17 protein-coding genes are annotated in these 12,997 nt (G+C 37.2%); 11 read left to right on the forward strand and 6 right to left on the reverse strand.

What is annotated here, in order from left to right; all coding sequences use genetic code 11:
* Positions 1-4 precede the first annotated feature (4 nt).
* Positions 5-718 carry a trehalose operon repressor gene (gene treR, locus OTG27_RS17370; protein ID WP_268937563.1) on the forward strand — a complete coding sequence of 238 codons (714 nt, stop codon included), beginning with the start codon at positions 5-7 and terminating at the stop codon, positions 716-718.
* A 47-nt stretch (positions 719-765) separates the two neighbouring features.
* On the opposite strand, the gene OTG27_RS17375 is transcribed toward treR, so the two are convergent.
* Positions 766-1,113 (reverse strand): DMT family transporter, encoded by a 348-nt coding sequence (locus OTG27_RS17375; protein WP_268937564.1) that lies wholly within the window; start codon positions 1,111-1,113, stop codon positions 766-768.
* A 25-nt stretch (positions 1,114-1,138) separates the two neighbouring features.
* Positions 1,139-1,468, reverse strand: a complete 330-nt coding sequence (locus tag OTG27_RS17380; RefSeq protein WP_054396540.1) for a DMT family transporter — start codon at positions 1,466-1,468, stop codon at positions 1,139-1,141.
* Between the two features lie 191 nt (positions 1,469-1,659).
* Between OTG27_RS17380 and OTG27_RS17385 the strand changes: the two genes are divergently transcribed.
* From OTG27_RS17385 to OTG27_RS17395, 3 genes are all read left to right on the forward strand, one after another.
* Positions 1,660-1,920, forward strand: coding sequence for a hypothetical protein (locus OTG27_RS17385; RefSeq protein ID WP_268937595.1), 261 nt, complete (start codon positions 1,660-1,662; stop codon positions 1,918-1,920).
* A gap of 760 nt (positions 1,921-2,680) precedes the next feature.
* Entirely contained in the window at positions 2,681-2,824 is a 144-nt protein-coding gene (locus OTG27_RS17390; RefSeq protein WP_268937565.1) for a DUF3956 family protein, read from the forward strand.
* Positions 2,825-3,678: 854 nt separating this feature from the next.
* Positions 3,679-4,140 (forward strand): GNAT family N-acetyltransferase, encoded by a 462-nt coding sequence (locus OTG27_RS17395; RefSeq protein WP_268937566.1) that lies wholly within the window; start codon positions 3,679-3,681, stop codon positions 4,138-4,140.
* 66 nt (positions 4,141-4,206) lie between these two features.
* Here the strand turns inward: OTG27_RS17395 and OTG27_RS17400 are convergent, their stop codons facing one another.
* On the reverse strand, positions 4,207-4,509 hold the full coding sequence (locus OTG27_RS17400; RefSeq protein WP_307730110.1) for a CotD family spore coat protein: 303 nt from the start codon (positions 4,507-4,509) through the stop codon (positions 4,207-4,209).
* A 145-nt stretch (positions 4,510-4,654) separates the two neighbouring features.
* On the reverse strand, positions 4,655-5,569 hold the full coding sequence (locus tag OTG27_RS17405) for an aminoglycoside phosphotransferase family protein (RefSeq protein WP_268937567.1): 915 nt from the start codon (positions 5,567-5,569) through the stop codon (positions 4,655-4,657).
* A 157-nt stretch (positions 5,570-5,726) separates the two neighbouring features.
* Here OTG27_RS17405 and OTG27_RS17410 point away from each other — a divergent pair, with 157 nt between their 5' ends.
* Entirely contained in the window at positions 5,727-6,023 is a 297-nt protein-coding gene (locus tag OTG27_RS17410; RefSeq protein ID WP_268937568.1) for a hypothetical protein, read from the forward strand.
* 63 nt (positions 6,024-6,086) lie between these two features.
* Complete coding sequence (locus OTG27_RS17415; RefSeq protein WP_268564486.1) at positions 6,087-6,776, forward strand: N-acetylmuramoyl-L-alanine amidase family protein; 690 nt, start codon at positions 6,087-6,089, stop codon at positions 6,774-6,776.
* 353 nt (positions 6,777-7,129) lie between these two features.
* Here the strand turns inward: OTG27_RS17415 and OTG27_RS17420 are convergent, their stop codons facing one another.
* On the reverse strand, positions 7,130-7,768 hold the full coding sequence (locus tag OTG27_RS17420; RefSeq protein WP_052137445.1) for a LexA family protein: 639 nt from the start codon (positions 7,766-7,768) through the stop codon (positions 7,130-7,132).
* 134 nt (positions 7,769-7,902) lie between these two features.
* Between OTG27_RS17420 and OTG27_RS17425 the strand changes: the two genes are divergently transcribed.
* The gene (locus OTG27_RS17425; protein WP_034312951.1) at positions 7,903-8,127 is read left to right on the forward strand and encodes a helix-turn-helix transcriptional regulator; all 225 of its coding nucleotides are present in this window, start codon (positions 7,903-7,905) and stop codon (positions 8,125-8,127) included.
* Positions 8,128-8,858: 731 nt separating this feature from the next.
* Complete coding sequence (locus tag OTG27_RS17430) at positions 8,859-10,391, forward strand: esterase/lipase family protein (RefSeq protein ID WP_268937597.1); 1,533 nt, start codon at positions 8,859-8,861, stop codon at positions 10,389-10,391.
* A gap of 453 nt (positions 10,392-10,844) precedes the next feature.
* On the opposite strand, the gene lexA is transcribed toward OTG27_RS17430, so the two are convergent.
* Positions 10,845-11,468 (reverse strand): transcriptional repressor LexA, encoded by a 624-nt coding sequence (lexA, locus tag OTG27_RS17435; protein WP_034312948.1) that lies wholly within the window; start codon positions 11,466-11,468, stop codon positions 10,845-10,847.
* A gap of 154 nt (positions 11,469-11,622) precedes the next feature.
* Here lexA and yneA point away from each other — a divergent pair, with 154 nt between their 5' ends.
* From yneA to OTG27_RS17450, 3 genes are all read left to right on the forward strand, one after another.
* Positions 11,623-11,934, forward strand: coding sequence for a cell division suppressor protein YneA (gene yneA, locus OTG27_RS17440; RefSeq protein ID WP_082854661.1), 312 nt, complete (start codon positions 11,623-11,625; stop codon positions 11,932-11,934).
* A 19-nt stretch (positions 11,935-11,953) separates the two neighbouring features.
* Positions 11,954-12,610, forward strand: coding sequence for a YneB family resolvase-like protein (locus tag OTG27_RS17445; protein WP_034312943.1), 657 nt, complete (start codon positions 11,954-11,956; stop codon positions 12,608-12,610).
* A gap of 65 nt (positions 12,611-12,675) precedes the next feature.
* Entirely contained in the window at positions 12,676-12,909 is a 234-nt protein-coding gene (locus OTG27_RS17450) for a DUF896 domain-containing protein (protein ID WP_034312941.1), read from the forward strand.
* Positions 12,910-12,997: the final 88 nt, after the last annotated feature.

The following is a 12,997-nucleotide window of genomic DNA, read 5'->3' on the forward strand; positions in this document are numbered from 1 at the left end:
TGAAATGAACAGCAAATATCTATCGCTATATGGTGATATCGTTTCAAAAATTGAAGAAGGAACCTTTCCGACAAATTCAAAGCTTCCTTCCGAAAGCAGCTTCATGGAAGAGTATGACATATCCAGGGATACTGTGAGAAAGTCCCTACAGTTGCTTGAACAAAATGGATATATCCATAAAATCAAAGGCAAGGGTTCATTTGTCTTGGATTTCAGCAAATTCAATTTTCCTGTAGCAGGGTTGATTTCCTTTAAAGAAATGGTGGAAAAGTTGAATTTGAATTCCAAAACGATCATTCATAAGTTGGAGCTTGAGACCCCCGACTCAAATATGGCCAAGCTTCTAGACTTAACTGATGATGGTAAAGTATGGAAGGTTTTCCGGATTCGGCAAATCAATGGGAAGAAAATCATCCTGGACAAAGACTATTTCAAAAGCGAGTTCGTAAGCAACCTGTCAAAGGAAATTTGTGAGGATTCGATTTATGGATATATCGAAAAGGAACTTGGGCTCCAGATTGGTTTTTCAAATAAGGAAATTACCGTGGAGCCATGCAGTGAAGAAGATAAACAATTATTGGACATTGAAGACTTCGATATGGTGGCAGTTGTGAAAAGTACGGTCCATTTAATCGATGGAAGCTTGTTTCAGTATAGCGAATCCAGGCATAGACCCGATAAATTCAAGTTCACGGACTTTGCACGGCGAACTTGGTGAAGTCTACTGATATTTTTGAATGAGCGGGGAGAGGAGGAGAGTCAAACTTAGTTTGATTCTCCTTCCGCTTGTTTGGAGGTATGGGAAGCATTTAGTAAAACCACTCCGCCAATTATTAATACTAAGCCGCCTAATGTAGTGATACTAAATGGCTCATTCCATATAAGCACGCCTATCAATGCTGTTAAAGCTGTGCCTATTCCTGACCAAATGGCGTAAGCTAAGCTTAACGGAATTGTTTTAAGACATACAGATAAACTATAGAATGCTATACCAAATCCTATCATAACCCCAAATGTAGCGGATAAATGAGTGAAGCCTTCAGATAGCTTAAGCATGGTCGTACCAAATACTTCGCTTATGATTGAAATTCCTAAAGCTATGTATCCTTTCATGTTGTTACCTCCGATTATTAAATTGTTAAGAAGTGCCTTCACTAGAGAGTTTCAATACAACCACTCCGCCAATGATCAGGACTAAACCTAAAAATTTTTTCAGGTTAAAGCTTTCTTTATAAACGATAACTCCCACTAAAGCAGTTAAAGCTGTGCCTATTCCCGACCAAATGGCATAAGCCGTTCCAAGCGGGATGGTTATTAAAGATAACGATAGGCAATAAAAAGCCAAACCCATCCCAATAACCACACCAATGGAAGGGAATAACCTTTTAAACCCGTTTGATACTTTTAACATCGAACTGCCAAACACCTCACTTAGGATGGCAATTGCCAAAAATGCATAAGGATTCAAGATGAACTCCTCCTATGTATATATTACTTACTATTTTTCAATCTCTTCCCCCAAGAATCTTAACATCTAAAGGACTCATATTAAACCCATACCACCTATATTCAGTTACATATTTTCTGTCATGGCAGAAAATTTCCAGTTACGCTCAATATTAGACTGAAAGTGATAATAAGCCGCTTCCTCCGACCGAAATCCTTGATAATAGTAAGTTAAGGATATCTTCTAATTCATCGGAATTAGGGAAAATAGAAGAAACGCAAAGCATCAAGTCAATCAGAGGTGAGGCGGGGGGAAGTGTATCACTTGATGGAAGTTTTTTATTGGATGCCTTAAAAGCGATAAAAGAAAACGAGGTAAAGCTAAGTTTTGGCGGTCCAATGAGACCTGTCTTAATCGAGCCAAGCGATAATTCCTCCTATCGTCATCTTATATCACCAGTGAGAACATACTGAGGAACAAAGCCTAAGAAACGAATAACGGGGGGAACGGCAACAGCCTATTACTTCAGGTGGAAGATATGGTAACGGTCAATCACCAAGAAAAAGAGATCCTGTAAAATCTGGACCCATTATATTCATAGTGATAGGAAAAAGGGTCTTCATTCTTGGTGTAAGGCCGGCAACTTGATTTCGAAGGTAAAGGTAGAACCTTTCATCTAGCCAAATACATCCGTCCATCCATTGAATGGAAAAACCTGTCGACAGTCTGAAGAACCTCTGTAAAGACATAGTTTATTTTAAGATATACCTCGATAGAATATATAATATTCATGTGATCCACCAATAGCAAAATACTCACTATTGGTTTGTTAGTAGGATGTATTTCTTTTATGTCCATTTAGGAACGCTCCAAGAAGGTAACCTTGACCGCCAATTGTTTTTCCTAAGAACGGGGAGGTTTCACTTATTGGCGCAAGAAGTGGAATTGTACATCCAACTGCTAAAATTTCATATACTATGGCAAAATACTCCTTTAAGAGGAAGCTCAACTACTAAACGCAAAGGGATCAAGCTGAAGTTTTTCCCGGAAGCAGTTGCGCTTTATGTGTTTTTTTTAGTGTCCCCGCACTTTTAACCTACAAAAGCAATCCCCTAAGGCAAATAACATCGAAATCTAATGATTATCCTCTATTAAAATCAACTATTAAACTATTACACTTTTATATATCTTTCATATACTATCATATCTTTTTATAGTAAGGGGGAAGAAAGAATGCAATCACCTTGTATCTTAGAAGCTAATGGTCAATTCTTTTTAGTCACTGAAATTGATGACGTAGCTACACTTAGAATCCGTATTTCATCTATATTAGCCACAACTTTAATAGGTTTAGGATTCCTAGTCTGCGGCGAATAGATCATTTTCCCACTATTCTAGGTATCCCACTATAGTGCATAGTCTTTAGTTAATATAATCAGATGTTATCGGCAAGTGAAAAGGGGTCTTTTTTATGAAGACCCCTTTTTACTACTTATTCAACTAAAGACCCTTAAATCAAAGCTTAACAAAAGTCTTTGGTTAATCCGGCATGATTATATGGCTCCGTTTTAAGGTATACCCAACTGTGAAAAAATCAACGGAATATCATCCATATTGGCGTTTAAACAATGTTCCCTAGTGCGAAATAGGTAACCACTTTTAGAGTGTACTAGCACCCTTCATATCACGTATTTCGAATGTACAAAATCAAACCGTGCAGGAAGGAAAGGGTCACGACTTTAAGTTGTAAAGCTCATGATCCTTATCCGCTTTCAAGAAGGAAGGATCGTGTTTTATCGTGCTTGAACTCACATATTCAACTATTACATATGCAAGGACATTTAGAAGACTTTCTCCGTAATATTTTATTCGCTCATAACCGTTTCCGATACCTCTTTTTCACTTGGCTGACGTTATCCTATGAAAATAGGATTCCTTATAGTAAGTACAATTCATAGATTGCCTTAAGAAAGCCAGCGGCAGACAAGTTTGGCTTTCGGATAAGCCGTAAGCGTTTTATCAGAAGCTCCATCTGATTTTATAAGATTAATGTTCCTTCATTTAGGCAAGTTCTCTAAGATCCATAGCCAGCAGCTTGTGGTGGCGAAGCGTTTGAAATATGGACCTGATTTTTTTGGCTTCCCGAATTAACTTTTCAAATAGTGGCTAGGATTGTTTTTGGAGTGTGGACGTTGCTTGATTGTAATATAGTATAGGCAGGGGGGATAATTATGTATGTAAGTCAATCCAGGGATCATGAAGTAATTGCAAAATTAAATCGAAATGTTCACAATCTGCATGCAAAACTATATCCTAAGTATTTTAAGGAATATAATTATAATGCAATGAAAGAAACTTTTAAAAATTTGGTTGAAAATGATAATTTTGTTTTTCTAGTTTTAAAAGATCATGAAGTGCCAATTGGTTACGCATGGATTGAAATTAAAAACTATCCTGAAAGTGCTTTTAAAAATGAGTATAAATCAGTATATGTGCATCAGCTTAGTATCATTGAAGGTCAAACCCATAAAGGTTACGGTAAAAAACTAATGAATGAGGTCTATGATATTGCTAAAAAGAATGATATAGATTTAATAGAACTGGATTATTGGTTTGAAAACATGGCAGCAAAAGAGTTTTATAAGAAACAAAATTTTAAAAAGTATAGGGAGTTTGCATTCAGACAGTTGTAAATCCTTTGTAACTCAATTCAAAAGGTTGAAGGAATTAATAAAAACCCCAATTCGGGGTTTTTTTAATTAATATCTTAACATTCTCCTCGAATAACTGGGGCGTTGAGGTACTCCACAAACAAAACTTTGTGAATAACACTCCTTTACGATACTTCGGGTATGAGGTATATAGGTGTTGAAGTGTTTATTCACGGTTGTTGTATGTGTCGGGTGAAAAACGGGAATAACAGTGTTAATGACATTGGTTTTAACATATTGCTTGGTCGGGGAGGTTTGAGATGGATTATATTGAGTGGGCATTCTATGAGTTGGGCAATATTGTGGTGGACATTGACCGCCTTTCGGATGCCCCCAGGGCTTATTATACATGTAAACACCTCCTGGGTTTTTTTTTGAAAGTCATTATTAGTTTATGAAAATAAATGATAAAGGGACTGGTATAAATGCCTTTATCAAAAATTACGGGCATATAAGATCCTTCAATCATTTTCAAAAAAAATGAATAAACATTAATTTACCGCATTCGGTTAATCGCTTCACAAACAAATGACTTGTGTCTTTTCCGCCAGATATTTTCCTTGCTTTTTTCCAAGCCCCATTCGGGAAATGTAGATAACCGCAATGCGGCAAATAATTGCCAGAAGGGTAGGTTTGTAAAATTCACCTCTGGCATCATGGATTTATATCGATTGGTGAAGTCATTCATCGCTTGCATTCCAAAATGATATAAAATTTCGAGTTGACTATTGGCAAGATCAGTCAAAGGGTCCCCTAAACCAGAGTCTTCCCAATCAATTATGGAAACTAGTGTATCCTCTTTCCATAATATATTTCCTGGCCAATAATCACCATGAAGAATCACTTCCTTATTCATGGAGGGTAGCGGCATGGAGGATTTCAGCAAATCTCTAATCAAGCTCAAATTTAATGTTTCGTCCAGGATTACCCTATCTTTATTATTTAACATCTCGACATATGTATTTTCCAGTTTAGGCATGAATGATAAAGATAGATCTGCACAATTAACACGATGGATTTTTGCTAGATTGATTGCCAATTGCAAGATATGATCATTAAGATTTGAGGGGGTGAATTCTGACTTACCCTCAATAAACTCGATAAGTATGCATGGCTTGGAAAATATCTCGCAGGATTGCTCAAAGTAATAGGGCATTGGTACAGGCAAACAGGCAGCTTTCAATATCCCTAAGAGCTTGTGTTCAAATGAAGCAATATTTGGATTCCGTTTCAAGTCATTATCACCATGCTGACGAACGATCATTTTTACGATCCGCCCTGACGATTGTAATATTTCCAGTCCTGTCACATTTGCAGAAATCCCGCCCATTAATTCCCATGCGCGAATTAGCTTGTTTCCTTGATCCAACTTTTTAACTAATTGTTCAAACTTATCATATTCATTTATCATACAATCTCTCCTTTTAGAATCCCTACAATGTTTAGGAATGAAAGTTCACATGATCATTTTCTATAGCTTTCGTAAAAAATTCAAAGATTCCATTTAGCAATTTTTATAAATGAGACCAATATCTTGTTACACACGTTAATAGTGAGGTGTGCAGACATTGAAATTAGAAAAATATAAAGTGGAAACTACGAAAGGGACGCTACAATATAATAATAGTGGAAACGGCAAACCAAAAACCGATAAATTTGTGTTAATGTTGACTTTTTTAAATATTCCTCAATCTCCTTGTTCCTTAGATTATAGATGGCTTATTCTCCAAAAATTCCTGATGCGAAGTAAAAAAATAGAGAAAGTCTTTTTCAAAGAATTCCCCACCATTGGGCGAATGACATCATATAATGCCACTTCGCCTTTAGGGGGTGTTTTTTTTTTGAGAACGGCAGAATTTCTTTAATCCGATAGTTATGTGTACAAGCATTTGTTAATACGTAACATAAGATTAATAGAGGTGATAGAAATGGTGAAAGTATTTATTGATCCCGGCCATGGCGGTACGGATTCAGGATCGGTCGGAAATGGATTGAGAGAAAAGGATTTAACTTTAAACATTGCAACCCGAATTAAAGACATCTTATTGATAGAATATAATAACGTTTCTGTGAAAATGAGCAGGACCCAAGATACCTTCCCCACTTTAAACGATCGTACGAATGCAGCGAACGCGTGGGGAGCTGACTTTTTTCTCTCCATCCACATTAATGCAGGCGGCGGAACCGGGTACGAGGATTACATTTATACGTCTACTAACCAGATAACGAAAACGTATCAAGATCATATTCATTCAGAGGTCATGAAGCTTATCAACATCCAGGACAGAGGACAAAAAACAGGAGATTTACATGTACTCCGTGAAACGGACATGCCTGCACTCCTGACTGAAAATGGATTTATCGATAATGTTAATGACGCAGCAAAGTTGAAAACGTCATCCTTTATCGAATCACTGGCTCGCGGACATGTAAACGGTTTAGTTAAATGCTTCAATCTAACTAAGAAAAGTACAGCTGTATACCACACTGTCGTTAGTGGGGATACAGTATATTCCTTAAGCAATTCTTATGGCAGTACGGTTCAGCAAATTAAAGATTGGAACGGTCTTGACAGTCAGTACACCATTACGGTTAACCAGAAACTGCGGGTGAAATGAATAATTAATAATTATTTATCCTTTTAGAAGCACCACACAGTAAGCCCTTCTCAAAAAGAGAGGGGCCTTTTTGAGAAGGAATATACATGTAATGAAAAACTCTACATTCTGCCGTCCTGATTCGGTCCTTCCGTATGTAAGGTATGCCTTTTTTTTTATGGGCTGACACAAATTTAAATGGATTTTATGTAAAGACAAATAAAAAGACAATACTAAAAAGCACAAACCATGATGGCTTGTACCTAAAATGCAGCAGCAATTAAGTTGATAAACTGAAAGAATTGAATCTATGTATGGCTGCTAATTATTCATTTATTTTACTTTCTTACCGTAAGAAACCCTCGAGTTGGATATTAATCGTATATTTTAATGGCTTGAACCACTTTTCCTAAAATACGGACTCTATCATTTTTTATGTTATAGGTTTTTTCTTCATAAAAAGGATCCGTGCTGCAGGGAGTGAGTATGATGTTTTCTTCATTGATTCTCACTTTTTTGACCGTGGCATCGTGTCCATTTACCAAGACCACTCCAATTTTCCCGTTATCAAGGTAGGTTGTTTTTTCAACGAGAATCAATGATCCGTCTCTGAATTCTTTATTCATGCTATTGCCATTCACTCTAAGGAAAAAATATTCTTTATCCGATTTAAGCATCGAATTTAATGTCGGCATATACGCTTCTATATATTCGTTGGTGAAATTAGGCTCTCCAGCGGGGATATTTCCGTAGACACCAATTAATCTTACATTTTTTTCATTTAGGAATTCCATTCCAGGATTATTTCTAACGATAGGCGCTCCTTCAATGAGGTGGGATAGCGGTATTTCAAAACAAGTGGACATCATGCTCAATTTATCCATTAAAGGTTTATTCCGTCCGGATTCCCAAGCTGATACTGCCGTAGGAGCTACTTTTAATACTTTTGCCAAATCTTCTTGTGTCATTTTTCTTTCTTTTCTTAACATTTTAATCCGTTCACCAATGTGCATATTTCTTCACCTCTTACTTGAATATACACTATGAGTGAAAGTGAGTAAACGAAAAGTGCGTGAATTTTGCGAAAAAATGTTGGTAACTATACTTCAAGTGTGATATTATTTTTTTAGATAGGGGGTGACAAGATATGACAAGCGTTAAGTTCACACTTAAACAAGCCAGGAAGTATAAAGGATTAACTCAAGATGAAATGGCTAAAGTGCTGAAGATGGCCAAGAGGACTTACATTGACTATGAGCAATATAAGATTCCTTTGCGAATCGATAAGGCTTATTTATTTGCTGAATGTGTAGGATTCTCGATTGACGATATCATTTTTTTTGACCCTGACCTACACTTTAAATGTAGTTAAAAATTCAATTGAACCAGCATTTCCTCAACAGAGTGGCCATTTGAATCCATACAATCCTGACTCCCATAGGACAAGATTCAAGTAACGATGGAAAGGGGGAACAAAGAGGAAAGGGAAAATAATTCTTTTGAAGTTGCATAGGAGCTTCTGACATTAGAACATTTGTAAAATACGTGCATGGAGTAAAAGGTGTACAAATCCAATCTTCTTGTGCAAATATACGATTGTTACTGAGATTCCAATAATGACAGCCAATTGCCGTTAAAGAAAATTATTTACTTAATGTTTAGGGCGGACTTCTGAACACCATGAATAGGAGCAAATGGACAATGGCAAATTCGAAGGAAAAGTTAATCTGGATGAACAAGCCCTTATCCTATGCAGGATAAGGGCTTGTTCTCTATTTTCGTGAATTGGCAGCATTCCGTTTTCTCCAAAGCACGTCTTCATAAAATGAAAAAGACACATACATAAATGAATGGAAGTCAAATCTTCATACTTTTTCTCTATTATAAATGAAACTTCTTCTAGTTTTTTTCTCCCATCTTTATGAAGATAGCAGGTAATGGTATGCAAACGTACAATTATATACTAATGAAGGCTATGGAAGCTGGGCATTGGTAATTGGATGAGTTCAAAAAAATTCCAGATGATATTGGAGGAGATAACCCTTGAAAGGGAATGTAATCAATTATGTCGTTTTTCTTGTGCTCATTCTAACCATATTATTTATGGCAAAACCAGACATTTCCTCAGCAGGAAAATTGAACCCGCCCTCCGAAACTTTCAGTCCAGGGGATTGGTTTCTTGGAAGTATTCCTCCCAATCTTGATACAAACAAACCACCGATCGTGTTTGTTCAAGGGAAAAACGGCAGTTCAACCAGCTGGTATGGCGAAACGGATTATCATGGTGTCAATGATATGTATACCAAAGCGTATGAAGCTGGCTACCAAACGGTTTTTGTTCAGCTTCATGATTCAGCTGGAAATGGGTCAGTGAGCCAATATGCCAATGGAAGGCTTTTAGCTCAAATGCTTTCAGAAATCAGTAACCATTTCGGGGGCAAAAAAGTAAATATTATAGCTCACAGCAAAGGGGGCCCAGACACCCAAGCGGCTCTAGTCCACTATGGAGCACACCAATATGTTGGAAGGGTGATCACTTTAGCTTCCCCACATCATGGTTCTCACTTAGCTGATTTGGCTTATAGCTGGTATGCGGGCTGGCTTGGTTCCTTATTAGGTCAAAAAGATGAGGGAACTTATTCTTTACAAGTTGGTAAAATGGCTGAATTTCGTTCTGTCACGGATAACCATATCAACTCTCGTAAAAACTTGTATTTCACTGTGGCAGGTATGAACAGAGGCCCGGTACTATCAGCCTTATCAATGGGGGGACAATATTTATCATCATATGGGGAAAATGATGGGCTGGTGAATGTATGGAGTACAAAAATACCCTATGCAACACATTTATTTACGGATCCCAACTTTGATCACGACAATATTCGAGTTGGCTCAGCTGTATTTTCAAGAATTGAACCCTATTTAAAAAGCACATCCACCGCTGGGATTCCTGCATATCATGTCAATTATAAAGAACGAGTTGAAGATGATGTCATTACAACAGCACTCGCTCAAACCGTTCTGGGTGATGTCCTGAAACAAAATGTCTGGGTCGAACAAAGCTTCCATGTAAATGAAACTGCCCCAGGTAATATAAGCATATATACAGCCTCAAATGATGTCGAGGTTGAATTGATTTCTCCATCCAATAAAAAGTATTCACCTTCCTTAAAGGTTCATTCAGCCAAAAATGAAGCTTCCTTTTTTAATGGTGCAACCATCCAATCATTCTACAGAAATAACCTTGAAATTGGTGACTGGAAAGTACGAATGAAGACTAAATCGCCAAAAGACGCCTTCCTGTTCACAGCACAATTTAACGAAAAGAATCCCATTACATTAAGTATGGCCGGTAAAGTTAAGCAAAAAGATGCAAAATTTTTAATAAAGAATCCAATGAATGATAAAAAAAGACCAATCAGTACAACATTTTTGGTTCATCTGATAGATGAAACCGGTAATAAAATTAGTGAAAAAAACTCAATTAAGGCAATGGATACTGAAAATTTTACTGGCACCCTTCCAGAAGTACCTAAGTCAGGTGTTTATAATGTAACAATAGATGTTAAGGAAAAAAATGTGGATGGTACTGAAAGAACCCGGACGCTGATTCGTTCGGTCTATATTGAGAAATAACGAAATGCCTTCTCTTAGTTGAGGAGGCATTTTTTTGATGGTACGGGTAACTAGGGAGATGGTAATTCAGCCAATGGAAACAGCCAGGTCGTAATTACTTATTGAAGTATTAATTCAACGGGTCTCTGAAGGATATGGTTGGAGGTTTGTTATCAGGGGAAAATAAATATATGTATTTTTTTCCCTGCACCTGCAAATGGTTGTCAACAAGTGCAGATTCAACAGTGGAATGACTTGGTCGATCTAAACCTTATTAAAGTGATTTCAATGAGCTTTTTTCCAAAGTACATATTACGAGAAAGGCGATAGTAACTTTCATCCCTTATAAAGGATGTTTAAATTCGCATGAAACTAGATTCTATTAAAAAATATTTCAATATCTACTCTTCCATATGCATATTGAGAGAATTCTGGACATAAATTAAACAAACAAAAAAAGCGCGGGAAGCGCTTTTAGTGTATTTGTCTATATAAGCCTATTACTTTTCCAAGTATCGAAACATCTCGTAAAATAATTGGTTCCATATTTGAGTTCTCAGGCTGAAGCCTTATGTAATCCGGTTCCTTAAAGAATCGTTTTACAGTGGCTTCATCATCTTCCGTCATCGCCACGACGATATCTCCATTATTGGCACTGCTTTGTTGTTTCACGATGACATAATCTCCATCATGAATTCCTGCTTCTATCATACTTTCACCCATGATTTCCAGCATGAATACATGGTCATCATGTGGAACCATGCTTTCGGGAAGCGGAAAGTATTCTTCAATGTTCTCAATGGCCGTTATCGGCATGCCCGCTGTTACTTTTCCAAGTAACGGCACGTTCACGACATTGACTTTGGGAATATTGTTCGCTTCTTCCAAATTCATTATTTCAATGGCCCTTGGCTTGGTTGGGTCACGTCTAATAAGGCCTTTACTTTCCAGGCGGGATAAATGTCCGTGTACTGTTGAACTTGATGCAAGTCCCACTGCTTCGCCAATCTCCCGTACGGAAGGCGGATACCCTTTTTGGCGGACCTCTTCTTTAATGAAATCAAGAATATCTTGCTGCCGTTTTGATAGTTTTGTCATTTGTGCACCTCTTCCCCAATGTTCTTTGCTACATTATAGCATGGCCCCCATCTCTATACAAACATAAGTTCGAATTTGTTGTTGACTGAAACAAACGTTCGTATTATAATTTGATCATAACATACGAACGAACATTCGCTTTGGAGGGATTATCATGAAAAAATTATACAAAAATTATATTTATACGATTCTATTAGCGGGATCAGTATTCATCTTTTCAATTTTATTCTCTTGTACATTGAACAATGATCAAAAAAAGGATTTCCTTTCTATAGAAGTAGGCGAGGGTGACACCCTATGGGGAATTGCCGAAGAATATGAAGAATCAAATTTGACAAAAAAAGAATTCATTGGTTGGATAGAAGAGAATAATGGAGTCAGTGCAGATTCGATAAAGCCTGGACAAGTCATTGTCATACCGGTTAAAGGGGAAGAACTTGTCCAGAATTTGGCCAGTGAGCAGTAAGTAGTAAAGGTAGGGTATTATGAAGGCGGTAATCTATTGTAGGGTCAGCACCGAAAAAGAGTCACAGGAAACATCATTGGCAAGGCAGGAAGATGAATTAGTCAAATTGGCTGAAAAGATGGATGTGGAAGTTGTCTCCATTATAAAAGAACAGGCAAGTGGTTATGAGTTGAATCGGGATGGCATTTTTGACATGCTCGAACTATTTAAAACCAAAGAAGCTGAAGTGCTATTAATCCAGGATGAAACAAGACTGGGAAGAGGGAATGCCAAAATAGCCCTTTTCCATGTCATCCTTAAAGAAGATGTGAAAATTTATACGCTCTCACACGATGGGGAGCTGGAGTTATCGGATTCGGATGCCATGGTCATTCAGATAGTGGGCATTGTAGAAGAATATCAAAGGAAACTACATAATCTTAAAATAAAGCGCGGAATGATGAGAGCCGTTGAAAAAGGGTACCGTCCTCAAAAAAATCTTCAGAATCAAAGGAATTCCACTGGAAGGGACCGTATGGAGATTCCTATTGAAGAAATTATTAAACTGCGTGCCAATGGGTTAACATTCTCGGAAATCGCAGCCACATTAAGGGGCTTTGGATACAATGTATCTAAGGCTACTGTGAACAGGCGTTTTCTCGAACATCAAATGAATACAAAGGAAAGTAAATCATAGAACTTGTAATTTCGCTTTTTTTTTAATACCATGACAATATCCGCAGATTATGAAGGAGCGAAATTATGTTATCAAAAGAAAAAATAGCCCGTATAAATGAACTTTCTAAAAAGGCAAAGGGTGAAGGCTTGACGGAAGTTGAAGCGAAAGAGCAAACACAATTGAGAAGTGAGTATTTGGAAACATTCAGAAAATCCATGTCCGACACGTTGGAGCATGTGAAAGTCGTGGATCCAGAGGGTAATGACGTCACTCCTCAAAAGATAAAAAATATAAAAGAAAAACGAAATTTACATTAATGCTTGGATTCTTCTGATGGAATATTCCATTTGAGGATTCTTTGGCATTTTGGAGTAAAAAGAGAGTGCATTCATGTATGTATTCTCC

The sequence above is a fragment of the Peribacillus sp. AS_2 genome, assembly GCF_026891895.1.
Classification (GTDB): domain Bacteria; phylum Bacillota; class Bacilli; order Bacillales; family DSM-1321; genus Peribacillus; species Peribacillus frigoritolerans.

What these genes read in the sequence shown, in the direction of transcription:
- treR (WP_268937563.1), top strand. Translation starts at nt 5, where the DNA reads ATGAACAGCAAATATCTATCGCTATATGGTGATATCGTTTCAAAAATT.
- OTG27_RS17375 (WP_268937564.1), bottom strand. Translation starts at nt 1,113, where the DNA reads ATGAAAGGATACATAGCTTTAGGAATTTCAATCATAAGCGAAGTATTT.
- OTG27_RS17390 (WP_268937565.1), top strand. Translation starts at nt 2,681, where the DNA reads ATGCAATCACCTTGTATCTTAGAAGCTAATGGTCAATTCTTTTTAGTC.
- OTG27_RS17395 (WP_268937566.1), top strand. Translation starts at nt 3,679, where the DNA reads ATGTATGTAAGTCAATCCAGGGATCATGAAGTAATTGCAAAATTAAAT.
- OTG27_RS17400 (WP_307730110.1), bottom strand. Translation starts at nt 4,509, where the DNA reads ATGTATAATAAGCCCTGGGGGCATCCGAAAGGCGGTCAATGTCCACCA.
- OTG27_RS17405 (WP_268937567.1), bottom strand. Translation starts at nt 5,569, where the DNA reads ATGATAAATGAATATGATAAGTTTGAACAATTAGTTAAAAAGTTGGAT.
- OTG27_RS17415 (WP_268564486.1), top strand. Translation starts at nt 6,087, where the DNA reads ATGGTGAAAGTATTTATTGATCCCGGCCATGGCGGTACGGATTCAGGA.
- OTG27_RS17420 (WP_052137445.1), bottom strand. Translation starts at nt 7,768, where the DNA reads ATGCACATTGGTGAACGGATTAAAATGTTAAGAAAAGAAAGAAAAATG.
- OTG27_RS17425 (WP_034312951.1), top strand. Translation starts at nt 7,903, where the DNA reads ATGACAAGCGTTAAGTTCACACTTAAACAAGCCAGGAAGTATAAAGGA.
- OTG27_RS17430 (WP_268937597.1), top strand. Translation starts at nt 8,859, where the DNA reads ATGGCAAAACCAGACATTTCCTCAGCAGGAAAATTGAACCCGCCCTCC.
- lexA (WP_034312948.1), bottom strand. Translation starts at nt 11,468, where the DNA reads ATGACAAAACTATCAAAACGGCAGCAAGATATTCTTGATTTCATTAAA.
- yneA (WP_082854661.1), top strand. Translation starts at nt 11,623, where the DNA reads ATGAAAAAATTATACAAAAATTATATTTATACGATTCTATTAGCGGGA.
- OTG27_RS17445 (WP_034312943.1), top strand. Translation starts at nt 11,954, where the DNA reads ATGAAGGCGGTAATCTATTGTAGGGTCAGCACCGAAAAAGAGTCACAG.
- OTG27_RS17450 (WP_034312941.1), top strand. Translation starts at nt 12,676, where the DNA reads ATGTTATCAAAAGAAAAAATAGCCCGTATAAATGAACTTTCTAAAAAG.